We start from the raw sequence: 25,197 nt of genomic DNA, 5'->3' as shown, positions 1-25,197 counted from the left end.
GGGCCCACGCTCGGAAACAGGAGCGAAGGCTGCACCCGAACCAATGACTCACGACACTAGGGCGCGTCTGCAATTTGGCCGCTACGTGGTCGACGTCGCCGTTGCGGTCGCGACCTCGCTAATCTCGCGATTGGCGTCCGGGTCTAGCGGGTCTGCGCCAAACGATCCGACTCTCGCGCCGGTCCCGTCTGTGCGCGCACACCTCCGAAGTTGCGCAACCGCAGGCTATTCGACACGACGAAGAACGACGAGAACGCCATGGCCGCGCCTGCCACCAACGGGTTGAGCAGTCCGGCCGCAGCGATGGGGATCGCGGCGATGTTGTAGCCGAACGCCCATACCAGGTTCGCCTTGATCGTCCGCATCGTGGCGTTGGCCAGGTCAAGCGCCAGCGGCACGACGTCTAGGTCGTCGCGCACCAGGATGATGTCGGCCGCACCGATCGCGACGTCGGTGCCGCGGCCGATCGCCATGCCCAGATCGGCACGGGCGAGCGCGGGTCCGTCGTTGATGCCGTCTCCGACCATGGCGACCACGCGTCCGCGGTCGCGCAGTTGCTCGATGACGTCGACCTTCCCCTCGGGGAGGACGTCCGCGATCACGTCGTCGATACCGACCAGGGCGGCCACCGCGGCCGCCGACGCCGGATTGTCGCCGGTCAACAGCACGGTTCGAAGACCGCGATCGTGCAATGCCGAAACGGCGCCCGCAGCCGAGTCCTTCACGGCGTCGGCCACCGCGATGACGCCACAGGGCTCGCCATCGATCTCGACGAACACCACCGTCTCGCCCCGGGATTCCGCGTCGCGCCGCGTCGCCACCATCGCCTCCGAGCCGCAGGAGGGGGCGATCCACGACGGCTTGCCGACACGCACCGCCCGTCCTGCCACAGTGCCGAGGACTCCACGGCCCGGCACTGCACGGAAGTCGGTGACCGGTTCTCGCTGGGCCGCCGCCGCGGCGACCACGATTCCGATCGCGTGCTCGGACGGCGCTTCCACCGTCGCCGCCAGTTCCAGCACCTCTTCGGTGCGCCAGCCGGGCGCGACCACGGCCGCGCTGACCGTCAACTGGCCCGTCGTCAGGGTGCCGGTCTTGTCGAAGACGACCGTATCCACGGCGCGGGTGGCCTCCAACGAGCGATGGCCTTTGAGGAATATGCCAAGTTGAGCGCCGCGACCAGACGCCACCATCATGGCGGTGGGCGTCGCCAGTCCCAACGCGCACGGGCAGGCGATGACCAGCACGGCCAGCCCGGCCGAAAAAGCGCGATCAAGCCCGCCGCCCGCGAGGAGCCATCCGGCGGTGGTGAGGGCCGCAATCGCGAACACACACGGCACGAACACGCTGGCGACGCGGTCGGCCAGTCGCTGGGCGTCGGCCTTTTCCGCTTGCGCCTCCTCGACGAGGCGGACCATGCCGGCGAACTGGGTGTCGGCCCCCACCGCCGCGGCCTCGACTATCAGCCTGCCGTCCAGCACCGTGGTGCCACCGATGACCTGTGAACCGGGATCTATCCGGACCGGTTTGGCCTCACCGGTCATCGCGCTCAAGTCGACCGAGGACGACCCCTCGACGACGAGGCCGTCCGCGGCGATCGTCTGACCGGGACGCACCACGAAACGCTGCTGCTCTTTGAGCTCCTGCGCCGGGATGACCATCTCCGATCCGTCGGGCCGCAGGACAGCGACGTCCTTGGCGCTCAGCGCGGCCAGTGCCCGCAATGCCCCTCCCGCCTTCGATTTGGCGCGGGCTTCGAAGTACCGGCCCGCGAGCACGAACACCGTGACACCGGCGGCGACCTCGAAGTAGATGGCGTCGCTCCCGAGCAAGGCCTGCCATACCCCCTTGCGCTCCGCGGATCGATGGACACCGAAGACGGTATAGAGGGACCACACCGTGGCGGCGGTGATGCCGACCGAGATCAGGGTTTCCATCGAGGCTCCGCGGTGGCGGGCGTTGCGTAACGCAACCCGGTGGAACGGCCACGCCGCCCACATCACAACCGGTATCGCCAGCGATGTCAGCACCCATCCCCAGCCGGTGAAGCGGGTGCTGGGCACGACGGCGAACATCACCGACAGGTCGGCCAGGGGAACGAAGAGCACGGCGGCAACCGCCAGCCGGATCAACAGGTACCGGGCATGGTCGGCGTCGGGATCGTCATCCGCGTCCGCGGTGGCGCGGCGCGGTTCGGCCGCATAGCCGGCCCGCCGGATCGCTTCGCACAGCGTCGTCGGCGTTTCCCCGGTCGTGTCGATGGTCGCCACTCTGGTGGCGAAGTTCACAGATGCGCGAACGCCCGGCATCTTGTTCAGCTTCGATTCGACCCGGTTCGCGCAGGCAGCGCAGGACATCCCGGAAATTTCCAGCTCTACCCGCTGCACAGGCGCCGCCGGCGCTTCAGTTGCCGGGGTCGTCACCGACATTGTGTGTGTCTACCTCCCTACGAACTCGTTCCACGCGAAGAAGTCGTTCCAGCGCGGAAAAAAGTTCCCGGCACTTATGGCTTAGGCTCACCATTCGTGGCGACATGCGGCGACGACGACCAGATTACCCAGCTCGCCAAGCTAGCCGGGCGAGGCGACCGCGCTGCTCTGTCGGAATTCGTCCGGGCCACGCAGCGCGACGTGTGGCGGTTGGTCGCATACCTGGCCGATCCCGGCAGCGCCGACGACCTGACCCAAGAGACGTTTCTCCGCGCCATCGGCGCCCTGCCCCGCTTCGCCGGCCGGTCGAGCGCTCGGACCTGGCTGTTGTCGATCGCGCGTCGCGTGGTCGTCGATCAGATCCGCTACGACACGAGCAGGCCACGATTGGCATTCGTGGCCGACGTCGACGATGCATTCGGCCATGGGCGCCGTGGTAGCCGGATCGAAAACGTGGTGGAAATCCGCGTTCTGCTCGACGGCCTGGACGCGAAGCGCCGGGAAGCGCTGGTCCTCACCCAGCTCCTCGGCCTCTCCTACGCCGAAGCCGCCGAGGTCTGCGGATGCCCGATCGGTACCGTCCGTTCCCGGGTAGCGCGGGCCCGCGACGACTTGCTGCACGCGGTGGATGCGAGTGACTGCGCCGGGTAGCCCGACGCTCGTTCGTGGGCCGGTCGACGGGTGCTCGAGCCATCTGCGGGGCTACCGTGACGCTGTCGGTCTCAGGCGCGAAGGACGGTGAGCGATGGTAGGAAACCAAGAGGGCATCGGGGTGCTGAAGCTCGAGTGCGGGCAGTCCCATCCGGTCGGCCGCATCCTCAAAGAGGCCCCGCACCAGGCCGTGATGTTCGACCCGGGCGCCGCCGTCGGCCCGCGCCGTTTCTGGCCTGACGAGGACGATCAGCCCCAGTTCAAGACGCGCTGCCGCTACTGCGACAAGCCGCTGGGGGAGGCCACCGCGACGCTGCAGGCCGGGCTCGCCGCACTGGTTGCCGACGTGTCCCGGACGATAGCGTCGGTCACGCTGCCCTACCTGTAAGCGTCACTACCGAAGGCGTTACAGTAACAAACTTGGGTGCGCGTTGCGCCGACGCGAGAGCAGCCCCGTGGCGACACCGAGCGGCGGTCCCCGTCCTCCCGGGGGCGACTGCCTCGGCACCTCGGTGAGGAAGCGGCCGGTCGCCAGGCGGCGGCGACGAGCTGCTCGGCATCTTCTATACCGGCGGCACGACCGGGCAACCGCGGCCGAATCCTGCACGCCGCGCCCCTGTTTCATCTGACGGCGACCCAAGGGGGTGATCCTCTAGTCGCGCCAACGTGCTGACGTCGGCCCTTGGCTCCCGGCGATCAGGAGCCCGGCCAGGTCCGGGTCCTCGTTGAGACGGCCCACCGCGTAACGGATTCCGAAGTACATCGCGGGGGTCGGCGCGTTGCGCGCCTCCGGGCGGTCGATCGTGCACACCGCGATCGGCCCGTGCCGCTCGAACGTCAGGTAGGGCAGGTGCGGGTAAAGTTCTCAAACGTGAGCTACGGGAACGCTATCGGTGCCGCGCCGACGACCGCTGATGGGTAGCCGTCGGCAGTCCGCGCCCAGTCCACCCGCCCGGGGAACACGGCCCCCCAACCGGCGCCAGCTGATCATCGAAGCGGCGGCAACGTTGTTCTGCGACAAGGGATACGGCAACGTCTCGATGGGTGACGTCGCCGATGCCGTGGCGGTCGGCCCGTCGGCGCTCTACCGGCACTTCGCGAGCAAACAGGCGCTCCTGGTAGCGGTGATCGAGGACGCGCTCGACACCATGGACCGGGCGCTGACGGCGGCCGACGCTTCCGCGGACCTGGCTCGGGTGCTGGCCCGCCTTTTGCTCGATCACCGCACCGTCGGCGTGCTGTGGCGGCGCGAGGGCCGCCACCTGGCCGAGCAGGATCGCAGGCGGTTGAACCGGGTGGCGCGGCGGATCGGTGACCGGCTCGCTCAACACGTCCGCACGCGCCGGCCCGAGGTGACGGCCCCGCAGGCCGACCTGCTGGCATGGTGCGCGCTCGGCGTGGCGAACAGCGTTTCCTTCCATCGCCTTTCGATGTCCGAGCCGGGATTCTCGGCGCTGCTGGCCGAGTTGATCTCGGTGCCGATGCGGGCGGCCGCCGAGTCACCGAACCGGGCGGCGAGCGCCGGCCCCGGCGGCGCGCTCGGTCCGCACTCGCGCCGGGAGGCCATCCTGTCGGCGGGCGCCGCGCTGTTCGCCGAGAAGGGGTTTTCGGGCGTCAGCGTCGAGGACATCGGCGCCGCCGTCGGCATCGCGGGCGCCAGCGTGTACAACCACTTCGCGTCCAAGACGGACATTCTGGTGGCGGCGATGTTCCGCGGCAACGAACGGCTCTGGATGGACTTCAACCGCGCCGTCGCCGACGCCCCGGACGCGTCCGGGGCCCTGCGCCGCGTGGTGTGCAGCTACCAAGCCTTCGCCTTCGCCAACCCGGACATCGTTGAGATCCTCATCACCGAGGCCGCCCATCTCCCGGCGTCCGACAGTCACAGCGCCAGGGGCGCGCAACGCGCCTACATCGACGAATGGGTGCACCTGGCGCGCCAACCACACCCCGGCTGGACCGTCGCCGAGGCGCGGATCCGGGTGCAGGCGGCCCAAATCATGATCAACGACATCGTGGTGATGCCGCGGCTGCGCACGCAGGCCGGGGTCGGGGCGGTACTGGTCGACATCGCGGTCGCGTTGGTGGGTGCGGCGTGACGCCGCAGTCACTTTCGGCGCCGGTACCCTGCGCCTGATCGCCGCCTAGACCGCCCGCCCGCGGTCTCGCCAATACGGCTCCCGCAGTTCGGTTTTGAGGATCTTCCCACTCGCGTTGCGGGGCAGCGACGCCACGAAGTCGACGGTCCGCGGGCATTTGTAGGCCGCCAGATGCCGGCGGCAGAACTCGATGACGTCTTTCGCCTCGACGCCGGCCGAGGGATTCTCGGCCACCACGATCGCCTTGACCGATTCGCCCCAGAAGTCGTCCGGCACACCGATGACCGCGGCGTCGGCGATCGCCGGGTGCTCGATGAGCACGCTTTCCACCTCGGGCCCGTACACGTTCTCACCGCCGGTGATGATCATGTCCTTGAGCCGGTCCTCGACGTAGACGTAGCCGTCGGCGTCGAGACGCCCGACGTCACCGGTGCGCACCCAGTCGTCGGCGGTGATCGTCTCGGCGGTCGCCTCGGGCCGGTTCAGGTAGCCGCTCATGTTCTGGTTGCTGCGCACCCAGATCTCGCCTGCCTGCCCGACCGGCACCTCGATGCCGGTCTCGGGATCGAAAGCTCGAATCTCGGTGCCCAGCACCGCTTTCCCCGCGGACAGCTGCAGTCCGGGCCGGGTGGGGTCGCGGTGGTCGTCGTTGGACAGCGCCGTCACCGCGCCGCACAGTTCCGTTTGCCCATACACCTGAACAAAGTTCATGTCCGGCCACGTCGAGAGGGCTTGCTGCAGGAGCGGGGACGGCATCGGCGCGGCGCCGTAGACGATGTAGCGCAGGGCCGCCATCGCGGCGGTTGCCGCCTCGCCGGCGTCCAGGAATCGCGCGATGACCGGCGGCACGAAGAATGCGTGCGTCGCGCCCGCCCGTACCGCCCCGAGCAGTGCCGCGGCGTCCGGCTCGCGGGTGATGATCGTCGGCACCCCCGCCCGGATGCCGAACAGCGCATAGCCGATCCCACCCACGTGGAAGAGCGGCATGGCCACCAGATTCGCGTCGCCCTCGGCGAAGGGCAAGGCCGGCGCCAGGTTGGTGGCGTGGTTGACCAGCGCGCGCTGGCTCAGCAGCACGCCTTTGGGACGGCCGGTGGTACCGGAGCTGTAGATCACCAGCGCCGCCTGGGTCTCGTCGACCTCGGCGTCGGCATCCGCGGGCGGCGCCGCCGCCAACAGCGGTTCGTACTGGTCGTCGTCGCCACCCACCACGACGACGCGTTGCACGCCCGGGACCCGCGCCGCGGCCGGCTCGGCGGCGGCATGCAACTCGGCGCCGACGAACAGGACGCGGGCGCCGCTGTCCTGCAGGACGTGGACGATTTCATCGCCCACCACCCGCCAATTGACGACTGTGGTCAAGGCCCCGATCGACGCCGCAGCGAAAAGGATCTCCAGGCAGGCGGGGTGGTTCTTGTCCAGGAAGGCCACGCATTGGCCGCGCTCCACACCGGCCGACCGCAGCGCTCCGGCCGCCCGGCGGATCCGCGCCGACCAGTCGGCCCAGGTCCACTGCTGCTCCCCGTAGCGGATGGCCAAATCGCCGGGCCGCTGCCGCGCGTGCCGTTCGACGAACCCGGCGAGCGTCTCCGTGCGGGTGTGTGGCATGGTTCTCCGATCGTCCAGCCCGTGGTCAACGGCCTTAATCCTCAAGGCTAGCGACCCCGCGGGCGCAGTCGGTGGAGACCCAGTCCTCGCCCGCTCAGAGGGAGCGGATCATCGTGCCGCCGTCCTCGACGGCCTGCGGGGTCGCCTCGTTGTTCTGCCGGAAGTCGACGAAGGCCGACAGGTGGTTGGAGGCGTTCAGCAGCTCGGTGAAGGCGCCGAGGACGGGGATCGGACCCTGGGGCGCCGAGACGTCGGCGGTGTAGTCGATGAAGACTTTCTGCTGGAAGTTGGCGCTCTGCACCGGCTCGGGCGTGGGAGCGTTCAGGGTCCGCAAATTGGTCAGGCCCGTCGACGCCGCGTAATGATTCATGTCGTTGCGCAGGATGGCCGCGATATCCGTTCCGTCGGCCTGCTTGACCGCGACCCGGAGTTGGGCGCTGCCGTCGGTCTTGCTGAGCGCCACCCAGTTCGGGCCTCGATGGCCGACCGCCCAGCCGGGCGCCGGGCTGATCGAGACCCCCTGAGCGATGTCGACCGGTCCGTCGGAGGCCAGCGCCACGCCGATGGGGACCGTCGCGGGTTCGGCGAGCGCCAGGCCCGCGGCGGCGGTGGCGGAAATCGCCAACGTGCGGGCCAAGTGGCCCAGTCCGGCCGGTTGCTGCGATCTGGCCATGTCGTGACTCCTGTCAACCCGGAGGTGTGCTGATCCGCTACTGGTTTCACCGTCGCACCGCGGTTGATCGGAGTCCAAGACAGTGTCGGAATCGTCCGATAGACGGGGTTTATCGACCGGTCGGCGGCATAACGCCCGCACGGGATGCGGCTAGGCGGCCGCCCACGGGTGTGCCAGCATGACTGCCATGGTGAACGCCGGCCGCGCCCAGTCCCGCACCTTCGTCGTGACCGGCGCGGCGTCCGGGATCGGGCTCGCCACCGCGCGGCGGTTGCTGGCCGAGGGCGGCACCGTCGTCGGGGCCGACGTGGCGTCCCCGCCCGACCTCGGGGCCGACTTTCACTTCGTCACCGCCGACATCACCGACGAGGCCGCCGTCGCCGCGGTGTTCGCGGCCGTGCCCGACCGCCTCGACGGCGTGTTCCACGCGGCCGGCGTCGCGGGCGGCGGGCCGGTCCACCTGCTCGATCGGGACGAGTGGAACCGGGTCATCGGCATCAACCTGACCGGCACCTTCCTGGTGGCCAAGGCGGCGCTCGCGAGGATGATCGAGCAACCCCGCGTCGACGGGGAGCGCGGCTCGCTCGTCACCGTCGCCAGCATCGAAGGCCTGGAGGGCACGGCCGGCGGCAGCTCTTACAACGCGGCCAAGGGCGGCGTCGTCCTGCTCACCAAGAACATCGCGCTCGACTACGGGCCCAGCGGCATCCGGGCGAACGTCATCTGCCCGGGTTTTATCGATACGCCCATGGCGCAGAACGTCTTCGGGCTGCCGGGGATGGGGGGCCCGCTTGCCTCCATCACCGCCGAGCACGCCCTGCAGCGGCTCGGCCGGCCCGACGAGGTCGCGGCCATGGCGGCGTTCCTGCTCTCGCCCGACGCCTCCTTCGTCACCGGCCAGGCCATCGCCGTCGACGGCGGGTATACCGCGGGTCGCGATCACGGTGTCGTCAAACTCTTCGGGTTTCCCGACTAGCGCCTTAGGATTCGCCCATGGTCACTCCAGACGAAGCGATCGAGGCGATCCGCGGCACCGGGGGAGCGCAGCCCGGTTCCCGTGCCCTGCACGCGAAGGGGACGCTGTACCGCGGCCGGTTTACCGCGGGCCCCGATGCGGTCAAGCTGTCCCGCGCCAGGCATCTGGATGGCTCGGCGGTCCCGGCGCTGTTCCGGTTCTCCAACGGGTCGGGCAACCCCGCCCAGCGCGACGCGCTGCCCGGCGTACGCGGGCTGGCGGTGAAGCTCACCCTGCCCGACGGGTCGACCACGGACGTCTCGACGCAGACCGCCCGGTTGTTCGTGTCGAGCACGCCGGAGGGATTCGTCGACCTGCTCAAGGCGATGCGGCCCGGCCCCACGCAGCCGCTGCGCCTGGGCAAGTACTTCCTCACCCACCCGCGCCTGCTGGGCGCGCTGCCCGTGCTGCGCGACGCCAACAGGATTCCGGAGAGTTACGCCACGGTCTCCTACCACGGGCTGCACGCCTTCCGCTGGGTCGCCGCCGACGGCAGCTCCCGATTCGTCCGCTACCACCTGCGGCCGGTCGCGGGCGAGCACTTTCTCTCGGCATCGGCCGCGCAGGGCCGCGACGCCGACTTCCTGCATCACGAACTGAACCATCGCCTGGCCAGCGCGCCGGTGCGGTTCGACTACGTCGTCGAGATCGCCGGACCCAACGACTCGACGGTCGACCCGTCGGCGGCCTGGCGCGACGCCGAGAAGGTCGTCGTCGGCAACTTCGAGATCACCGGGCTTGAGACCGGGCGCGAGCACGGCAACGACATCGTCGTGTTCGACCCCATGCGGGTCACCGACGGGATCGAACCCTCCGACGACCCCGTCCTGCGCTTCCGCACCCTCGCGTACTCCGCCTCGGTGAAGCTGCGCACCGGCGTCGACCGGGGGGCCGAAGCGCCCCGGGTGTGACAAAACTCGCTCGTCCGACTGTTTTTGGAGCAATGCCTTCGCCGACTAATGTGGTCGCAAGTGCAACTCTCCCACCTGATTCTGATCGCGCTTGCCGGCTTCGTCGCCGGCGCCATCAACGCCCTCGTCGGCTCCGGCACCCTCGTGACGTTTCCGACCCTCGTCGCGCTGGGCTACCCCCCGGTGACCGCCACGATGTCCAACGCGGTCGGGCTGGTGGCGGGCAGCGTGTCCGGAACCTGGGGCTACCGCGCCGAACTGAGCGGTCAGTGGGACCGGCTGCGCTGGCAGATTCCGGCGTCGCTGGCGGGCGCGGTGGTGGGGGCGTACCTGCTCCTGCACCTGCCGGAGAAGGTGTTTGCTGAGATCGTGCCGGCGCTGCTGATCCTCGCCCTGGTGCTGGTGGTGGTGGGCCCGCGGATCCAGACGTGGACGGCGAAGCGGGCCGAGGCGCAGGGGCGCTCGACGGAGCACACCACACCCGCGCGGATGGCGACGCTGGTGCTGGGCACCTTCGTCGTCGGCGTCTACGGCGGCTATTTCACCGCCGCGCAGGGCATTTTGCTGGTGGGCGTCATGGGGGTATTGCTGCCCGAGTCGGTGCAGCGCATGAACGCGGCCAAGAACCTGCTCACGCTCGTCGTCAATTTCGTTGCCGCGCTGGGCTATTCGATTGCGGCCTTTGGCCGGATCAGCTGGCCCGTTGCGGGGGTGATCGCGGCGGGCTCGCTGATCGGCGGGATCATCGGGGCGCGTTACGGGCGGCGGCTCTCGCCGAAGGCTTTGCGCGGCACCATCGTGGTGGTGGGCCTGATCGGCCTGTACCGGCTGCTCGCGGTGGCCTGAACGTCAGCCCACCGTCGTGGCGGCGAGTAGCGCGACCACGTCCATCACCTTCCCGCGCCGCCGCCACGCCCGCACCTGACGCATCGCCCCGTTGCCTTCGGCGGCGATCCGGTCGAGTTCATCATTGACGCGGTCGTATTCGCCCAGCGCCTCCAGCGCCGGGCGCACCGTCGACACCAGCGCCGCCAGCTGTTCCCGTGCCGGCACCGCGCCCCGGCCGTGGACGAGGTCCAGCGCGTCGCCGGCGAGCCCGTCGTGGGCGGCTTTCCAGTAGGCCGCCCGCAGGGCGCCCGGGGGCAGCCGACCCAGCTGGTCGCCCTCGTCGGGGGCGTCCAGCGCCGTCATCACCGCCGCCCGGATCAGCGTGGCGATGAGGACCGTCTCCGCGACCGTGGCCGGAACGTCGGCGACCCGCACCTCGACCGTCGGGAAGTTCGCCGAGGGCCGCACGTCCCAATAGATCATCTTGGGGTCCAGGATCACCCCGGCGTCGACGAGCATCCGCACCGTTCGGTCGTAGTCGCCGGGCGAGGGGAAGAACGGCGGCGCCCCGGCGGCCGGCCAACGCCGCCACAGCACGCTGCGCCAGCTTGCGTAGCCGCTCTCGGCGTTGCGATACAGCGGTGAATTGGCCGACAGCGCGAGCAGCGACGGCAGCCAGGGCCGCAGCCAGTTGCTGACGTGGACCGCGGCCGCGCGGTCGGGGACCCGCACGTGGACGTGGCATCCGCAGATGCCCTGTTCGTGGGCCACCATCCCGTACCGTTCGCCGATCCGCCGATAGCGCGGGGTATCGGTCACCGGGAACTCGTGCGGCGTGGCGGGGGGAAGGCCGGAGGCCAGCAGCGTAACCCCGGTGGCCTCGGCGGCCCGCGCGGAGGCGCGGCGCAGCCGGGTGAGCTCCCCGAACAGCTCCGCGCTGCTCGACATCACGCTCGACGTGGTCTCCACCTGGCAGCTGCTCAGTTCGACCTGCAGCTCGATGCCCCGGCGCTCGGCCTCGGCGGCGACCGCGGTGTTGCGCGGTGCGGGCTCACCGGTGCGCGGGTCGACGAGAAGGAATTCCTCCTCCGCGCCGAAGGTGGGAAGGTCGCTCATCAGGCCCCTGACTGCTCAGCCGCACACGCCGACCCGGCGTCCGTCGGGCGGCACCGCCTGGTCAAGAAGTACCCGCGCGGCGGACGACCGACACCCGGCCGGCGGGTCTTCCCGCGACCCCCGAAGCAGCGGCCGGGATCGTAAAAATACGGACAAATTCCCGATGTCTTCGTTACGGACACCCGCCACCCTATTGACCAACCGCACGGCGGCAACCCAAGAGAGCGTCGTGCAGTCAGCCGGTGGGCCATATCCGGATCTGCCCGCCGGCGTGTAGTCACTCGTCAACACGGTGCGATTTGAAGGAACGCGCGATGAACTTCTCGACGCTGCCGCCGGAGATCAACTCAGCGCTCATATTCGCCGGCCCAGGGGCCACGCCAATGCTCGAAGCGGCGGCGGCCTGGGACGGGTTGGAGACCGAATTATTCTATGCCGCAGAGTCTTTCGCGTCGGTAATCTCGGGGTTAACCGATGTGGCGTGGCGGGGGGCCGCATCGGCGGCGATGACCAGCGTCGCAAGCCGTCTTGCAGAGTGGTTGAGCGCCGCGGCGGCCCAGGCGAGGACAACCGCCGGCGCGGCCCGGGTGGCGGCGAGCGCGTTCGAGGCCGCGCAGGCGGCGGCGGTGCGGCCGATCGTGGTGACGCTGAACCGCAATTCGCTGGTTCAGATGGTGCTGTCGAACTGGTTCGGTCTGAACGCGCCCGCGATCGCCGAACTTGAGGGCGACTACGAGCAGATGTGGGCCCGGGATGCGGCGGCGATGGCGGCCTACCATGTCGCGGGATCTGCTGCGGCAGCCGCGCTGACGCCCGCTCAGAGCTTGCAGCAACTGCTCGACGGGCTGCCCAATCTGGGCATCGGCAACATCGGCGGCGCCAACCTGGGCAACGGCAACGTCGGGAGCGGCAACCTGGGGAGCGGGAACACCGGCAGCTCCAATCTGGGGGGCGGCAACGCCGGCGACGCCAACGTGGGCAGCGGAAACATCGGCAGCGCGAACATTGGAAGCGGAAACATCGGGAACTACAACATCGGCTTTGGCAACGTCGGAGCCCATATCCCTGGCACGCCGGGCGGCTCGAACGTCGGCGTCGGAAACGTCGGCAACAACAACGTCGGAGTCGGGAACTTCGGCTACGGAAACTACGGCGGCGGCAATAGCGGCACCGGGAACGTCGGTTGCGGAAACACCGGCAACGACAACATCGGCTTCGGGCTCACGGGTGACAACGAAATCGGTGTTGGGAACACCTATTTCAGCCTCGTGACTCATCAGCTCAGCCTGGGCGGGCTGAATTCCGGCAGCGGCAACATCGGAATAGGTAACTCGGGCAACGACAACATCGGCTTTTTCAACTCGGGGAACGGCAACGTCGGCTTATTCGACTCCGGCACCAACACTCTCACCGGCGGCATGAATAACTTCGGCATCGGGGAATCGGGTACGGCCAACATCGGCCTGGGGAACTCCGGTCTCGGAAGCTTCGGCGTGGGAAACTCGGGGAGGCTCGACACCGGTTTCGGCAATTCGGGCGGGGTAGACACCGGGTACGGCAACGCCGGTGACTTCAACACCGGCTGGGAGAATTCGGGGAGGCTCAACACCGGCGGTGGGAACTCTGGCGGCATAAACACGGGCTTCTGGAACTCGGGCGACACAAACACCGGGTTCGGCTTCGCGACCGACAGTGGTGCCGACAATTCGGGCTTCGCGAACACGGGAATCGGCGTGTCAGGCTTCTTCAACACGGCCAGCGGCGGGCTGTTCGCCGGTGACATGTCGGGCTTCGGCAACACCGCCGGCGGCGCCTCCGGCGTGAATGGCCGGATCTCGGGTTTCTTCAATACCGGCATCACCGGTCCCTTCGGGAGCTTTCCCAGCGGTTTGACCAGCGGCATCGAATCGGGGCTGTTCAACGTCGGCACCGGCCTGGCAGGTCTGTTCAATCTCGCCCGCCTGTGATCACGTGTCGAAGCCGTGCGACCGCCGCGTCCGCCATGCCGCCCAACGACGTGGCCAACAGACAGGTTTGTGACCCAGTCCCATGTCAGGGAGGCGGATTGTGAAGCGAAAAATCGCTGCGATATCAACGGCAATCGTGGTGGGCGGCCTTACGGGTGTGGCGGGGGTTCCCGCTCACGCCAAGCCTGGCCCAGCGCCGCTGGATAACCATGCCTGGCCAGGCTGTCCGGACGCCAACCCCGCGGGGCCATGTCGTTGGTGCCCGGGTGACCCCCCGGTGCAGACCGGAAATCGTCGGGTGAACCCGGTGATCTGGGATAACAATGTCTGCCACACCTACTGGTATGTCACGCCCGGGCAGGGGAATGTGGCTCAAAACATCTTCGAGGGGGACGCTCCACCACCGCCCCCGCCCCCACCGCCGGGTCTCAACTTCTGCCCAATACCGCCTTGGTGCCCCTGATCGAGCGGACGTCGGCCAGGTTTTGCGCGCTGAGCGCCTTCAAGACTGTTCAACGGGTGCGCCGGAAGCGTTAGGGTGTGGGCTGGATGAGGCCCCGGTATGGGTTGCTGGGCGTTCCGCCGCCTGTCGGTTACGGTGCCTGTTGTTCGAGCGCAAGACATCGGGAACCTGTCCGTATCTTCGGTGCGCTGCCGCGGAGGGGGCCACGCGTCGAGCGCTGTGGGCGAAAGGACGGCGATTCCGGTGCAGGGCTTGCTGGAGCGTCGCGCGGTGCTGGCAGAGCTCGCCGCCTTGTACCGGCAGGCAACCCGCGGCACGGGCCGTCTGGCGCTGTTGCGGGGCGAGGCCGGGGTCGGCAAGACCGCGGTCATTGGCGAATTTCTCGGCGGGCTGGATGGAAGCGCGCGAGTGTTGCGGGGCTGGTGTGACCCCCTGAGTGCCCCGCGTCCCCTAGGCCCGTTGATGGACATGCTGAGCGCGCTGGGCGCCGAATACGCCCTGCCGTTGCGCGCCGCCATCGACGCCGGGGATTCCGAGGCTATCTATGGCGGCCTCCTGCAACTGTTCCGCGACGACAACGCGTGGGTGTGCGTGATTGAGGACGTGCATTGGGCCGATGGTGCGACGCTGGATCTGCTGCGGTTCCTGGCCCGCCGAGTGGGATTGCTGCCGGTGTTGCTCGTCGTGTCGTATCGCGACGAGCAGGTCGATGGATGTCACTCACTGGCGGTCGCACTCGGCGATGTTGCCAACTGCGGAGCAGTGACGCGAATCGGCTTGGACCCACTGAGCGCGGCTGCGGTGGCGGTGCTGGCCAGCGGCAGCGGGGTGAACGCGGAGCGGTTGCACCAATTAACCGGCGGCAACGCGTTTTTCGTCACCGAAGTGTTGGCGACCGGGGCTTCGGCGCTCGAAGACTCGGGGTTGCCACGCAGTGTGTCGGAGGCGGTGTGCGGCCGGTTGGCGCGGTTGTCGGTCGGGGCGCGCGAGGTTGTGCAGGCGGTCGCGGTGTGTGGGCCACGGGCGAGCCTGGATTTGGTGGACAAGGTCTGTCCGGCGGCCGTTACGGCGATCGATGAGTGCCTTGGTGCCGGGGTGTTGGTCGCCGACGGGCCCACGGTGGGTTTCCGCCACGAGTTGGCTCGCCGCGCCGCCCTCGAGCAGATCCCTGAATACCAGCGCGTCGCATTGCACAGAAGCGCTCTGGCCGCGCTGGCCGAACCGCCAGTCGACTCAGACGCGCTAGCCGCGTTGGCGTTTCACGCTCAGCAGGCCGGCGATGTCGGTTCAGTCATCCGGTACGGGCCGGCGGCCGCCGAACGAGCTTCGACGTTGAACGCCAACCGCGAAGCCGCAGAACTTTACGCATTGACGCTGCGCCATGCCGACGCCGCCATCCCCAATAGGCAGAAGGCGCAATGGCTGGAGAAGCACGCTTTCACCAATTACTTGAGCGGGCCCACGGAGGCTTCGGTGCGGTCGTTTCGCGACGCGATCGAACTGCGTCGCGAACTGGGCGATCGGCTTGGAGAGGGCGACAACCTACGCTGGCTGTCCAACATGCTCTGGCCGCTGGGGCGCACCGCCGAGGCCACCGAGGCGGGTATGGCCTCGCTGCGCCGGCTTGAAGGCATCGGGCCGTGCCCGCAGCTGGCCTGGTCGCTCGTTACGATGGCCCAGTTGGCCGCCTGGAGCTACGACCCGCGCTGCAGTGAATACGCGGCGCGTGCGATCGCGCTCGGGGATCAGCTAAATGATCCCGCGGTGATTGCGCGAGCCCGCTGCTACGGTGCGCTGCCGAATGTACTGCGCGGAATCGGCGGCTGGGATCAGCTGCAGGCGGCTTGGCGTGACACCATGGCTTGCGAGGAGCTGGCCGAGCACGCCGGCGTGATCGGCTCGATCATTTGTTGGACCGCCAGCCTGCAGCACCACGGGCGCGCCGAGGCCTACCTCAGCGAAACCGCCGCGTTCTGCGCCGACCACGACCTGGGCACCTTCCACGCTTTGTCCACGAGCTCCGCCGGCCTGGTTGCGTTGCACCGTGGTGAGTGGACCGAGGCTCTCGCCTACGCCGAAGACGTGCTGACCCGGCCGGGCTTGACTCCGTTGCACCGGATCATGCCACTGGTCACCGTCGCGCTCATCCGGGCCCGGCGCGGGGAACACCAGCAGGCGGACTCGTTGCTGGACGAAGCCCTGACCGCCGCGGAACCCAAGGACCTGTCACGGCTCGGGCTCGTGTGGGCCGCGCGCGCCGAAGTCGCTTGGCTGGCGGGTGACGATGACACCGCACGCGCCGAAGCGCGGGCTGGACTGGCGGCGGCGACCGCCCATGCCGACCCGTGGCTGGTCGGGCACCTACAACGGTGGGCGCATGTGGCCGGCGGCCCACCGATGGACGTCGCCACCGTCGACACCGTCACGCCGTACCGGTTCGAGATCGGCGGCGCTTGGGCGACCGCCGCCGCCGAATGGACAGCCCTCGGCTGCCCCTACGACGCTGCGCTGGCCCAAGTCGGTGGCGACATCGACGGCGTCCAAGCGGCGCTGGGCACCTTTCGGCGGCTCGGCGCCCGTGCCGCGGCCCGACGTGCACAGCGCCGCCTCGCTCAACTGCGGGGTCGCACCTACTACCCGCGCCGAGCGGAAACCTTGTCGGACCCGGACGGACTCACCCGCCGCGAACGGGAGGTACTCGAGCTACTCGGACGCCGGTGCAGCGACGCGGAGATCGCCTCCGCGCTGCACATCAGCCCGCGGACCGCGGGATCACACGTCAGCTCGATCTTGAGCAAACTCGGTGTGGAAAATCGCATCCACGCCGCCGCCCATGCCGCGCGGCGCCGGGGTGCGCCGCAACCCACCTGACGGGAGGTTATTCGCGTGCTGTGGCCCGGCCGGGGCTCACCAGCGAGCGGCCGCCGCGAGCGCCGAGTCGACGGTCGGGTAGATCGGCAGGGCGCGGCCCAGCCCGCAGGCGTCGACGATCCGGGTGACGATCGGCTCATGACTCACCAGGCGTAGCTCGATGCCGCGGTCCCGGCAGCGTTGGGCCTCGTCTGCCAAAGCCGCGAACCCACAGCAGCCCATGAAATCGAGTCCCGTGACGTCGACGATGAACGGCCCGGGAGCGATCACGACGGCGGCGGCCTCGCTCACCAGCTGGCGCCAGGTGTGCTCGTTGCACGCGTCGACCTCGCCGCCCGCATTGATCAGCACGGCGGGGCCGAATCGGTCGGTCGTCGCCCGCAGCGTGCTGTGGGGATCGCCCAGTTCGTACACCAGCCGCGTGCTGAGCTTCAGGGGCGTGCTGGGTAGCGGTTCTGCAATGACCGGGCTCATGGTGGACTCCCTAATTGCTCAGCGTAACTACGCCGAGACGGTTGTCCGTCCTGCTGACTGAAGACCGACTCGCACAGTGCGAATCTCTGTTGTATAACGAGACAGGGCGGTCTGTCTACATGGCGGGGCTAAGAGTATGGTGAGGCGGGCTATGACGACGCACGACGTCGCTCCCGCCGCATCGGCCCGGGAACGCATCTTGTCCGCGGCGTACGAGCTGTTCAGCAGGCGCGGCATCCGCGCGGTGGGCACCGACGAGGTGATCGAGCGTGCCGGGGTGGCCAAGGCGACGCTGTATCGGCACTTCGCCACCAAGAACGACCTGGTGCTGGCCGTGCTGGAGCGGCGCGAACAGGTCTGGACGCACGGCCTGATCGAGGAGCAATCGCGGCAGCGGGGCGCCACGCCGGAAGAGCAGCTGTTGGCGATCTTCGACGTCATGCACGACTGGTTTCAGCTGCGCGACGGCTTCGAGGGCTGCTCGTTCATCAACGTGCTGCTCGAGCTGGGGGCGGATCACCCGGCCGGGCAGGCCTGCATCACCCACATCGAGCACGTCCGCGACATCGTGCGCCGCCGCGCCGCCGCGGCGGGGCTGACCGACGTGGAGGAGTTCGCCTCGTCGTGGCACATCTTGATGAAGGGCGCCATCGTCCTGGCCGCCGTCGGTGACCAGGACGCGGCATTGCGGGCCCGCAGGATGGGGCGGGCCCTCATCGACGAGCACCGGCCGCTCTCGGCGTCCGACGCGGGCGAGGCGGTAGGGTCGTAGGGGAGCGCGAACGTCGCCTAAACCGTGCCCTCGACCGGCGACGCCTCGCTCTTGCGGTGATGTTCGGCCTCGAGCTCGGCGATCGCCCGCGCGGTCCGCTCGCGCAACGCAAAGGCGGCGATCAGGCCGAACACGATCGCGACCACGAGCGCGACCCAGGAGAATCGCTCCATCCACCGTTCGGCGGCCATTCCCGCGAAGTACACCAGGGCCGTCGTGCCGCCCGCCCAGCAGATGGCCCCCGAGACGTTCGCCACCAGGAACCGCGGGTAGTGCATCTTCAGCGCGCCGGCGAGCGGCCCGGCGAAGATCCGCAGCAGCGCGATGAAGCGGCCGAAGAAGACGGCCCGCACTCCCCAGCGGTTGAACAGCCGCTCGGCGAGTGCCACGTGTCCGGGCCCGAAGTGCTTGGGGAACCGTTGGCCCAGCCGGTCGAACAGCGGCATGCCGAACCGGCGCCCGATGGCGTACCCGATCGAGTCGCCGACGACGGCGCCGATCACCGCGGCGAGGCCCACGCCGACCGGGTTGACGGCCAGGTCGTGTTGCGACGACATGAGCGCCGCCGTCACCAGGACGATCTCACCGGGGAGGGGGATGCCCAGGCTCTCGACCCCGACGATCCCGCACACCACCAGGTAGACGGCGAGCGGCGGGACCGACTGCAGCAAGGCCTCCACGTTCATGGGTCAAGGATGCCCGACCGTCGGGCATCCCGCGCCGTATTCCCCGGCCCCGCGATGCGAAACGGCTCCAACTGCGGGCGCTTGGGCTCGCGCCCGTCCGCCGACGAGAGGCCGCGCATCCGGCGCCAGATCCAGGGGAAGAAGGCGTCCTGCGTCCAGCGGAGCTGCCCGTAGGCGGTGGCGGGCAGCGACAGTCGTGCCGGGTTGACGCTCGGCTCGGCCCAATCATGGTTGCTGCCAGGCAGATTCAGCGCCTCGGCGGCCGCGGCGGCGAATAGGATGTGGCCCTTGGTGGACGCGTGCACCCGGTCGATGTCCCAGGTGTCGAGGTCGCGCATCGACCCGGCGCCGTACAGATCGACCAGCCGGAAGCCGTAGCGCTCGCTGGCCCCGCGGATCGTGGCGTTGATGCGGGACAACCGCCCCGCCACCAGCCGGCCCAGCGGCAGGAACTGCGCGACGTTGGGGAACGTGGTCGTCACCACGGTCGCGCCGGATCCGGCGAGCGCGGCGTAGAGCTCTTCGAGGTCGCGCAGCGCGGGACCGAACGACCGGCCCGGCTGGATGACGTCGTTCATCCCGACACACACCGTGACCAGGTCCGGCCGCATGGCCAGCGCCGGCGGAACCTGCTCGCGCAGCACGTGGCCGATCCGCTTGCCGCGGATCGCGAGGTTGGCGTAGTGCAGGCCCGGGCGCAGCGCGTCGATCATGGCGGCGAGCCGGTCCGCGAACCCCAGCAGGCCGACGACATCGTCGCCGTCCCACAGCCCCTCGGTCTGGCTGTCTCCGAGGGCGACGTATCGGCGATAACCGGCGTGACCAAGCCCGCGCACGATGCCGAGACTAGTTTGGTGGCGGCGACCCGCGTCGCCCGGCTTCGCCGCGACTCGCGAGCACCCGCGAGTGCACGTTCGGCGCGCCGCCGCTCGCTGGTGAGGAGTGTCCATGCAGGACGTCGAGTTCAACCTCGCCGAGGTGTTCGCCGCGGTCGCGGCGGCCAACCCGGACCGCGACTGCATCGTGTTCGGCGACCGCCGGTTCACGTTCGCTCAGACCGACGCGCGTGCCCGCCGCTTCGCCCGCGCGCTGAACCAGTGGGGCCTCGGCGCGCGCCGGGAACGCTCCGAGCTGGCGCCCCACGAGTCCGGCCAGAGCCACCTCGGGTTGTACATGGCCAATTGCAACGAGTACCTCGAGGCCATGCTCGGGGCGTACAAGGCGCGGGTCGCGCCGTTCAACGTCAACTACCGCTACGTCGCCGACGAACTGGTGTACCTGCTCGGCAATGCCCGCGCGGATGCGGTGATGTATCACGCGCGTTTCGCGCCAACGCTGGGCGAGGCGCTGCACACCATGGGCGCCGGCATCCGCCTCATCCACGTCGACGACGGGTCCGGCCAGGAGCCGCTGCCCGGCGCCGTGCGCTACGAGGAATTGCTGGCATCGGTGTCCGACGAGCCGCTCGATCTCACGCCCTCGCCCGACGACCTCTACGTCCTCTACACCGGCGGAACCACCGGGATGCCCAAGGCGGTGCTGTGGCGCCAACACGACATCTATCTGAACGCCATGGGCGGCCGCAACTTCGGCACCGGCGAAGTGGTGACGAGCCTGGCGGAGATCGTCGAGCGGTCGCGGCCCGAGGGGCCGGGCTCGATGACGGTGGCACCGCTGATGCACGGGGCCGCACAATGGGCTGCCTTCACCAACCTGTGCGCCGGGCGACCGTTCGTGATGGCGCCGACCACCACCCACTTCGATCCGGCCGAGGCGTGGGCGCTGGCCAGCCGCGAGCGCGTGGTCTCGCTGTCGATGGTCGGCGACGCCTTCGGGCGGCCGCTGCTCGACGAGCTCGGGGCCGGCGATTACGACCTGCCCGGATTGCTGATCCTAGTCACGGGCGGGGCGGCGCTCAGCGCCCCGCTCAAGCGGCGCTTCGTCGAACTGTTGCCGCAGCTGACGATCGTCGACGCGGGCGGCGCGTCGGAGTCCGGCGCCCAGATGGGGCAGGTGTCCAGCCGCGCGCAGGCCGCGCTGGGCCGGTTTGTTCCCAATCCCGGTGCGGTGGTAGTCAGCTCGGACATGACCAAGATCCTGTCACCCGGTGACGACGAGATCGGCTGGCTGGCTCAGCAGGGCCGGATACCGCTCGGCTACCTCGGGGATCCGGAGAAGACCGCGCGCACCTTCCCCTTGATCGAGGGGATCCGGCACTCGGTCCCCGGTGACCGGGCCCGATGGCACGCGGACGGCGGGATCGAGCTGTTGGGCCGCGACTCGGTGACGATCAACTCCGGCGGGGAGAAGATCTTCGCCGAGGAGGTGGAGGCCGCGATCGTGCGGCACCCCGCCGTCTACGACGTGGTGGTGACCAGCCGGCCCAGCGCGCGGTGGGGCAACGAGGTCGTCGCCGTCGTCCAGCTGGGCGATGGCGAGCGGGCCGACGGGGACGGCCTGGCCGACGCCATCATCGCCGAGGCCGCCCGCCACATCGCCCGCTACAAGCTGCCCAAGGCGATCGTTTTCCGCGACCGGTTGCGACGGTCGCCGTCCGGCAAGGCCGACTACCGTTGGGCTAAAGCGGTTGCAGCGCAGGGAGATCAGTGATGAAGAGCGAGCGGCGCCCCGGTTGGGATAGGGGTGACCCCAATTCACAGGGCGCGAACCGGAGGGTGTGGCCGTGACGGGAATGGCGAACGCGCGGGACGTCAGGAGCCGCGCGGGCCTCGCGGTCGGGGTCGGGGTCACGCTGATGGTGTTCGTGGCGGGGCTGGCGTGGGCGAAGTGGACGCCATACGCGGCCAAAGCCTTGAAGGCCCGGCGAACCCATCACTGGCCGGGGTCCGACATCCTCACCACGGGCGGCGTCCGCCCGGGGGATGATCCGACCTGGCACGCCGCGACGACGTTCTTCCACGCGTACCTGTCCTCGATCTGGCCGGCGCTCGTCGTCGCATTGTTGATGAGCGCGTCGGTGCAGGCGCTGGTGCCGCCAACCTGGTTGCCCCGCTTGTTGAATCGGCGACACGTGCTGTCGAGCGCGTTCGCCGGCGCGGTGGCCAGCACGCCGTCGATGATGTGCACGTGTTGCACCGCCCCGGTCGCGATAACGCTGCGGCGCAACGGGGTCGACCGCGCCGCCAGCGTGGCCTACTGGCTCGGCAATCCGCTGCTCAATCCCGCGGTGCTGGTTTTCTTGTTCTTCGTTGTGCCCTGGCAGTGGACGCTGACGAGGATTCTCGTCGGCGCCGTGGCGGTGGTCGGAGCCGCCGTCGCGGTGGCGCTGGTGACGCGCCCGCGCGGGGCCGCGCCGTCGGCGCCGGACAACCCGCCCGCGCTCGACGCGGGGTCGCCCGCCCGCAGTTTCGCGCGGGCACTGCTGCGGCTGTGCCTGATCCTGCTGCCGGAGTACGCCGTGATCGTGCTCGCCCTGGGCGCTTGCCGGGGCTGGCTGCTCGCCGCGACCCGGCTCCCGCACCACGGCCTGCTGATCGTGGTGCTCGCGGCGATCGTCGGCACGCTCATCGTCATCCCCACGGCCGGTGAGATTCCCATCCTGCAAAGCCTTGCGCTGCTGGGTGTCTCGTCGGGGGCGATCGGCGCCCTGCTGATCACGCTCCCCGCGGTCAGCGTCCCGGGTGCCGTGATGGTGGCGCGCGGTCTGGGATGGAAGGCGACGACGACCGCCGCAGCCGCGGTGGTCGCGGCCGGGTTGCTCGGCGCGACGGTGCTGAGCCTGATCTGAGTGACGCCGCCGACGCATCAGGTGGGTCCCGTCGACTCGTGCTCAACGCCGCCGCCCAAGCCATTGGCGACCAACTGGGCTGAGGCCGGCTCACCGGCGCGCGAACACGTCGTCGAGCGTCACGGTGCGCAGCCCGCGGGCGCGGATGATCTCCCGCAGCTGCCCGTAGACGTGGGTGATCGGCGGATGGTTGAGGTGGCCGATCACGATGTTCTGCGCGATGAAGGACTGGTTCGCAAGCGCGACGATCTGGTCCTCGGACAGCAGCGCGGAATCGTGCAGGTCGCCCGACCACAACGTGGGATGCTGATAGCCGAGGTCGGCGGCCACCGCGTCCACCGCGGCGTTGTGGTGACCGTAGGGTGGCCGGAAGTAGGGGGTGGCGTCCACCCCGTACGTGTTGCGCAGGAACCCGTCGGTGCGGCGGAGCTCGTCGGCGACCTGGCTCGGCGTCAGCCTCGTCAGGTCCGGGTGCGTCCAGGTGTGGTTGGCCAGCTGAATCTGCCCCGAATCGACGAGCGGGCGCAGCAGGGCGGCGTGCTCGGTCCACGAGCGGTAGTCGCCGGTGACGAAATACGTGAGCCGCACGCCGCTGTCCTTGGCGAACTGTGTGTAGAGGCGCACTACGTCGGAGTTGGCGCCGTCGTCGACCGTCCAGGCCAGTAGACCGCCGTTGCCGGGCAACCTCTTCAGTACGGCGCCGCCCGGCAGCGCCACCCGCGATCCCGGGTTGATTGGTCCGGGGGCGGAGCCGAGGACGTCGCCCCGGGCCACCGGCGCCGGGGGTCCGCCGGCGGCGCACGAAGAGACGCCCGCAAACACCGCGGCCAGGGCGAGCAGGAAGCGCCGCCGGGCAAGTTCGCTCACCTGACTGCTCCTGAGTTCGCGGGTCGGACCAGCGAACGTTAGGTCGACGGCCGACGCGGCGCGGCTCACCCACGCCGCGCGGCGCCCACTCGATGCGAAGCTGTGACGTGCTCGAGAGGTCCGGTCAGGCGAGCGTGCGTGTCGGTACGACGACACGCCGCCGAATGCGTACATCCGCGCACGCTCGTGCTAGCGGGCGTCACCGCGGCGCGCCCGGCCCGAATCCGGAGGCATTGCCCAGCTCGGCGCGGCAGACGTGCATCCCGCGGTGCAGGCACATATTGACCAAGGCTCGCAGGGCGCCGTCCGAATCCCGGGTGAGGATGAAGGAGTCGTCGAGCACCCGACGCACCATGTAGTCGCCGTCGTGCGGGTTGCGGAGAAACCACCGGTCGTTTCCCCGCAACTGGCCGACGCCGGGCGAGCGTGACCCCGCCGGGTTTTTACAAGAGAGCTTTGTGCTAACTCACAGCTGCCACACAACCGCATAGCAAGGTGCCGCGGCTACCGTGCGGTCATCACCCGATATCACGTGCGTTTCACGGCGGAATGTGAGGGAAGGACTGGTGTCATGGTCATTCGGTCGCCTGGTGGGGGATTGCCGAGGTTGGGACCGCGGGCGGTTGCCGCCCTCGGGCGTCAGGCGTGGCTGGATCGGCCGAGCTATCGGTTCGAACACCTGCTCAGCTTCGGCTTCAACGCGCTGGGCGGCGCCCGCAACACCGTGGCCAACGCCCTGAACGGCGTCTGGCTCGGCCACCCCGTACACCCGCCGCTGGCGTCACTGACGAGCGGAGCGCTCGGCACCACCGTGGCCCTCGACGCGCTCAGCCTGTTCCCGGGACAGCCGGCCACCGAGGTCCGCGACGCTTCGCGGTTCGCGTCCCGCGCCCTCGGTGTGGGCATCCTGGCCAGCGTCGGCTCGGCCGTCACGGGTGTTGCCGACTGGCAGCACACCCACGAGCAGGCCCGCCGGGTGGGCGCCGTGCACGGCCTGGTGAACCTGGCCGCGACCGCCCTCTACGCGCGGTCGTGGTGGGACCGCCGCCAGGGTCGGCACCGGCGCGGCATCGCCCTGACCGCCCTGGGGTACGGCGTCACCCTCGCCGGCAGTTACGTCGGCGGCGCGCTGGTGTTCGAATCCGGCATCGGCATCGACCAGTCGGGTGAGCGGCTGCGGACCACCAAGTGGACACCCGTGCTGCCGTCCAGCTCGCTCAACGGCAAACCGGTGCGGGTCGAGGTCGACGGGGTCGGGCTGGTGGTGTGCCAAACCAGCCCCGGTGAGGTCGCGGCGTTCGGCGAGTTCTGCCCGCACCTGGCCGCGCCGATGGAAGACGGCTGGGTCGACCGCGGCCGGATCGTCTGCCCGTGGCACGGCTCGTGGTTCGCGGCCGAGTCGGGCGAGGTGGTGCGCGGCCCGTCCGCAGCTCCGCTGCCGTGCTACGAGGCCAGGTTGGTCAACGGGATGGTCGAAGTCCGCGGCGAGCGCGAACCCGCCCTGGGCGGACAGAAGGGGATGACCGAGTGAACGCCTACGACGTACTGAAAGAGCACCACGTCGTGCTCAAGGGCCTGGGCCGCAAGGTCAGCGAGGCCCCGGTGAATTCCGAAGAGCGCCATGCCCTTTTCGACGAGATGCTGGTCGAGCTCGACATCCACTTTCGCATCGAGGACGACCTGTACTACCCGGCGCTCGGCGAAGCCAGCAAGCTGATCGCGGTGGCGCACGCCGAACACCGCCAGGTGATCGACCAGCTCTCCGTCCTGCTGAGGACCCCGCAGAGCGAACCGGGCTACCCCGACGAGTGGAACTCGTTCAAGACCGTCCTCGAAGCGCACGCTGACGAGGAGGAGCGCGACATGATTCCCGCCCCGCCGCCGGTGCGGATCACCGATGCCGAGCTCGAGGAGCTGGGCAACAAGATGGCCGCCAAGATGGAGCAGTACCGCGGCTCCGCGATGCACCGACTCCGCACCCGGGGGCGTGCGGCCTTGGTGCGCGCCCTGTAAGGACCT

22 protein-coding genes and 2 pseudogenes are annotated in these 25,197 nt (G+C 69.5%); 14 read left to right on the top strand and 10 right to left on the bottom strand.

The features are described 5' to 3' along the window. Window positions 1-143: 143 nt before the first annotated feature. Window positions 144-2,357, bottom strand: a complete 2,214-nt coding sequence (locus SKC42_RS14440; protein ID WP_330964982.1) for a heavy metal translocating P-type ATPase — start codon at window positions 2,355-2,357, stop codon at window positions 144-146. On the opposite strand from SKC42_RS14440, the gene SKC42_RS14435 reads away from it, so the two are divergent. The 3 genes from SKC42_RS14435 to SKC42_RS14425 all read left to right on the top strand — a co-directional run bounded on the left by SKC42_RS14435 (window position 2,260) and on the right by SKC42_RS14425 (window position 3,468). Further along, the gene (locus SKC42_RS14435) at window positions 2,260-2,514 is read left to right on the top strand and encodes a hypothetical protein (RefSeq protein ID WP_330965009.1); all 255 of its coding nucleotides are present in this window, start codon (window positions 2,260-2,262) and stop codon (window positions 2,512-2,514) included. The genes SKC42_RS14440 and SKC42_RS14435 overlap by 98 nt on opposite strands. An 11-nt stretch (window positions 2,515-2,525) precedes the next feature. Further along, window positions 2,526-3,080: an RNA polymerase sigma factor SigC gene (sigC, locus tag SKC42_RS14430; RefSeq protein WP_330964981.1), complete on the top strand. Its 555-nt coding sequence runs from the start codon at window positions 2,526-2,528 to the stop codon at window positions 3,078-3,080. Between the two features lie 94 nt (window positions 3,081-3,174). Beyond that, window positions 3,175-3,468, top strand: a complete 294-nt coding sequence (locus SKC42_RS14425; RefSeq protein WP_330964980.1) for a hypothetical protein — start codon at window positions 3,175-3,177, stop codon at window positions 3,466-3,468. 297 nt (window positions 3,469-3,765) lie between these two features. Here the strand turns inward: SKC42_RS14425 and SKC42_RS14420 are convergent. Then, window positions 3,766-3,930 (bottom strand): annotated as a pseudogene (locus SKC42_RS14420) (enoyl-CoA hydratase/isomerase family protein); the annotation flags it as partial. A gap of 64 nt (window positions 3,931-3,994) precedes the next feature. On the opposite strand from SKC42_RS14420, the gene SKC42_RS14415 reads away from it, so the two are divergent. Beyond that, a complete protein-coding gene (locus SKC42_RS14415) occupies window positions 3,995-5,179 on the top strand; it encodes a TetR/AcrR family transcriptional regulator (RefSeq protein WP_330964979.1) in 1,185 nt (394 codons plus the stop codon). A 45-nt stretch (window positions 5,180-5,224) separates the two neighbouring features. Here SKC42_RS14415 and SKC42_RS14410 read toward each other — a convergent pair whose 3' ends face one another. Continuing rightward, the gene (locus tag SKC42_RS14410; RefSeq protein ID WP_330964978.1) at window positions 5,225-6,787 is read right to left on the bottom strand and encodes a long-chain-fatty-acid--CoA ligase; all 1,563 of its coding nucleotides are present in this window, start codon (window positions 6,785-6,787) and stop codon (window positions 5,225-5,227) included. Window positions 6,788-6,881: 94 nt separating this feature from the next. Next, entirely contained in the window at window positions 6,882-7,346 is a 465-nt protein-coding gene (locus SKC42_RS14405; RefSeq protein ID WP_442932147.1) for a hypothetical protein, read from the bottom strand. A gap of 292 nt (window positions 7,347-7,638) precedes the next feature. Here SKC42_RS14405 and SKC42_RS14400 point away from each other — a divergent pair, with 292 nt between their 5' ends. The 3 genes from SKC42_RS14400 to SKC42_RS14390 all read left to right on the top strand — a co-directional run bounded on the left by SKC42_RS14400 (window position 7,639) and on the right by SKC42_RS14390 (window position 10,232). Continuing rightward, complete coding sequence (locus tag SKC42_RS14400; protein ID WP_330964976.1) at window positions 7,639-8,436, top strand: SDR family NAD(P)-dependent oxidoreductase; 798 nt, start codon at window positions 7,639-7,641, stop codon at window positions 8,434-8,436. 17 nt (window positions 8,437-8,453) lie between these two features. Next, entirely contained in the window at window positions 8,454-9,386 is a 933-nt protein-coding gene (locus SKC42_RS14395; protein ID WP_330964975.1) for a catalase family peroxidase, read from the top strand. Between the two features lie 75 nt (window positions 9,387-9,461). Continuing rightward, the gene (locus SKC42_RS14390) at window positions 9,462-10,232 is read left to right on the top strand and encodes a sulfite exporter TauE/SafE family protein (RefSeq protein ID WP_442932146.1); all 771 of its coding nucleotides are present in this window, start codon (window positions 9,462-9,464) and stop codon (window positions 10,230-10,232) included. 3 nt (window positions 10,233-10,235) lie between these two features. On the opposite strand, the gene SKC42_RS14385 is transcribed toward SKC42_RS14390, so the two are convergent. Then, window positions 10,236-11,330, bottom strand: a complete 1,095-nt coding sequence (locus SKC42_RS14385; RefSeq protein ID WP_330964973.1) for a glutamate--cysteine ligase 2 — start codon at window positions 11,328-11,330, stop codon at window positions 10,236-10,238. 314 nt (window positions 11,331-11,644) lie between these two features. Between SKC42_RS14385 and SKC42_RS14380 the strand changes: the two genes are divergently transcribed. Beyond that, window positions 11,645-13,297: a PPE family protein gene (locus SKC42_RS14380; protein ID WP_330964972.1), complete on the top strand. Its 1,653-nt coding sequence runs from the start codon at window positions 11,645-11,647 to the stop codon at window positions 13,295-13,297. Window positions 13,298-14,003: 706 nt separating this feature from the next. Continuing rightward, window positions 14,004-16,631, top strand: coding sequence for an AAA family ATPase (locus SKC42_RS14375; protein ID WP_330964971.1), 2,628 nt, complete (start codon window positions 14,004-14,006; stop codon window positions 16,629-16,631). 36 nt (window positions 16,632-16,667) lie between these two features. On the opposite strand, the gene SKC42_RS14370 is transcribed toward SKC42_RS14375, so the two are convergent. Further along, on the bottom strand, window positions 16,668-17,105 hold the full coding sequence (locus tag SKC42_RS14370; protein WP_330964970.1) for an anti-sigma factor antagonist: 438 nt from the start codon (window positions 17,103-17,105) through the stop codon (window positions 16,668-16,670). A gap of 151 nt (window positions 17,106-17,256) precedes the next feature. Between SKC42_RS14370 and SKC42_RS14365 the strand changes: the two genes are divergently transcribed. Further along, a complete protein-coding gene (locus SKC42_RS14365; protein ID WP_330964969.1) occupies window positions 17,257-17,877 on the top strand; it encodes a TetR/AcrR family transcriptional regulator in 621 nt (206 codons plus the stop codon). A 17-nt stretch (window positions 17,878-17,894) separates the two neighbouring features. Here SKC42_RS14365 and SKC42_RS14360 read toward each other — a convergent pair whose 3' ends face one another. Both SKC42_RS14360 and SKC42_RS14355 read right to left on the bottom strand, forming a co-directional pair. Continuing rightward, window positions 17,895-18,563: a DedA family protein gene (locus SKC42_RS14360; RefSeq protein ID WP_330964968.1), complete on the bottom strand. Its 669-nt coding sequence runs from the start codon at window positions 18,561-18,563 to the stop codon at window positions 17,895-17,897. Then, window positions 18,560-19,399: an SGNH/GDSL hydrolase family protein gene (locus SKC42_RS14355; protein WP_330964967.1), complete on the bottom strand. Its 840-nt coding sequence runs from the start codon at window positions 19,397-19,399 to the stop codon at window positions 18,560-18,562. The genes SKC42_RS14360 and SKC42_RS14355 overlap by 4 nt, the downstream gene beginning before the upstream one ends. Before the next feature lie 112 nt (window positions 19,400-19,511). Between SKC42_RS14355 and SKC42_RS14350 the strand changes: the two genes are divergently transcribed. Then, complete coding sequence (locus SKC42_RS14350; protein ID WP_330964966.1) at window positions 19,512-21,173, top strand: acyl-CoA synthetase; 1,662 nt, start codon at window positions 19,512-19,514, stop codon at window positions 21,171-21,173. Between the two features lie 82 nt (window positions 21,174-21,255). Next, window positions 21,256-22,311, top strand: coding sequence for a permease (locus SKC42_RS14345; RefSeq protein WP_330965007.1), 1,056 nt, complete (start codon window positions 21,256-21,258; stop codon window positions 22,309-22,311). Window positions 22,312-22,401: 90 nt separating this feature from the next. On the opposite strand, the gene SKC42_RS14340 is transcribed toward SKC42_RS14345, so the two are convergent. Together SKC42_RS14340 and SKC42_RS14335 are read right to left on the bottom strand one after the other, a co-directional pair. After that, complete coding sequence (locus SKC42_RS14340) at window positions 22,402-23,178, bottom strand: polysaccharide deacetylase family protein (protein ID WP_330964965.1); 777 nt, start codon at window positions 23,176-23,178, stop codon at window positions 22,402-22,404. Window positions 23,179-23,398: 220 nt separating this feature from the next. Further along, window positions 23,399-23,551, bottom strand: a pseudogene (locus SKC42_RS14335) (Rieske 2Fe-2S domain-containing protein); the annotation flags it as partial. A gap of 198 nt (window positions 23,552-23,749) precedes the next feature. Here SKC42_RS14335 and SKC42_RS14330 point away from each other — a divergent pair. Continuing rightward, window positions 23,750-24,709: a Rieske 2Fe-2S domain-containing protein gene (locus SKC42_RS14330; protein WP_330964964.1), complete on the top strand. Its 960-nt coding sequence runs from the start codon at window positions 23,750-23,752 to the stop codon at window positions 24,707-24,709. Continuing rightward, window positions 24,706-25,191: a hemerythrin domain-containing protein gene (locus SKC42_RS14325; RefSeq protein WP_330964963.1), complete on the top strand. Its 486-nt coding sequence runs from the start codon at window positions 24,706-24,708 to the stop codon at window positions 25,189-25,191. Before SKC42_RS14330 ends, SKC42_RS14325 begins: the two co-directional genes overlap by 4 nt. The last annotated feature ends 6 nt before the right edge of the window (window positions 25,192-25,197 follow it).

The sequence above is a fragment of the Mycobacterium sp. 050134 genome, assembly GCF_036409085.1.
Classification (GTDB): domain Bacteria; phylum Actinomycetota; class Actinomycetes; order Mycobacteriales; family Mycobacteriaceae; genus Mycobacterium.
Note: the sequence above shows the minus strand (reverse complement) of the source record. Positions and strands in the feature narration are given on the sequence as shown.

Bases quoted from the DNA above. Each gene is read 5' to 3' on its own strand.
- SKC42_RS14435 (WP_330965009.1), top strand. From the start codon at position 2,260: ATGGTCGCCACTCTGGTGGCGAAGTTCACAGATGCGCGAACGCCCGGC.
- SKC42_RS14440 (WP_330964982.1), bottom strand. From the start codon at position 2,357: ATGTCCTGCGCTGCCTGCGCGAACCGGGTCGAATCGAAGCTGAACAAG.
- SKC42_RS14425 (WP_330964980.1), top strand. From the start codon at position 3,175: ATGGTAGGAAACCAAGAGGGCATCGGGGTGCTGAAGCTCGAGTGCGGG.
- SKC42_RS14415 (WP_330964979.1), top strand. From the start codon at position 3,995: ATGGGTAGCCGTCGGCAGTCCGCGCCCAGTCCACCCGCCCGGGGAACA.
- SKC42_RS14410 (WP_330964978.1), bottom strand. From the start codon at position 6,787: ATGCCACACACCCGCACGGAGACGCTCGCCGGGTTCGTCGAACGGCAC.
- SKC42_RS14400 (WP_330964976.1), top strand. From the start codon at position 7,639: ATGACTGCCATGGTGAACGCCGGCCGCGCCCAGTCCCGCACCTTCGTC.
- SKC42_RS14395 (WP_330964975.1), top strand. From the start codon at position 8,454: ATGGTCACTCCAGACGAAGCGATCGAGGCGATCCGCGGCACCGGGGGA.
- SKC42_RS14385 (WP_330964973.1), bottom strand. From the start codon at position 11,330: ATGAGCGACCTTCCCACCTTCGGCGCGGAGGAGGAATTCCTTCTCGTC.
- SKC42_RS14380 (WP_330964972.1), top strand. From the start codon at position 11,645: ATGAACTTCTCGACGCTGCCGCCGGAGATCAACTCAGCGCTCATATTC.
- SKC42_RS14370 (WP_330964970.1), bottom strand. From the start codon at position 17,105: ATGAGCCCGGTCATTGCAGAACCGCTACCCAGCACGCCCCTGAAGCTC.
- SKC42_RS14365 (WP_330964969.1), top strand. From the start codon at position 17,257: ATGACGACGCACGACGTCGCTCCCGCCGCATCGGCCCGGGAACGCATC.
- SKC42_RS14360 (WP_330964968.1), bottom strand. From the start codon at position 18,563: ATGAACGTGGAGGCCTTGCTGCAGTCGGTCCCGCCGCTCGCCGTCTAC.
- SKC42_RS14350 (WP_330964966.1), top strand. From the start codon at position 19,512: ATGCAGGACGTCGAGTTCAACCTCGCCGAGGTGTTCGCCGCGGTCGCG.
- SKC42_RS14345 (WP_330965007.1), top strand. From the start codon at position 21,256: ATGGCGAACGCGCGGGACGTCAGGAGCCGCGCGGGCCTCGCGGTCGGG.
- SKC42_RS14330 (WP_330964964.1), top strand. From the start codon at position 23,750: ATGGTCATTCGGTCGCCTGGTGGGGGATTGCCGAGGTTGGGACCGCGG.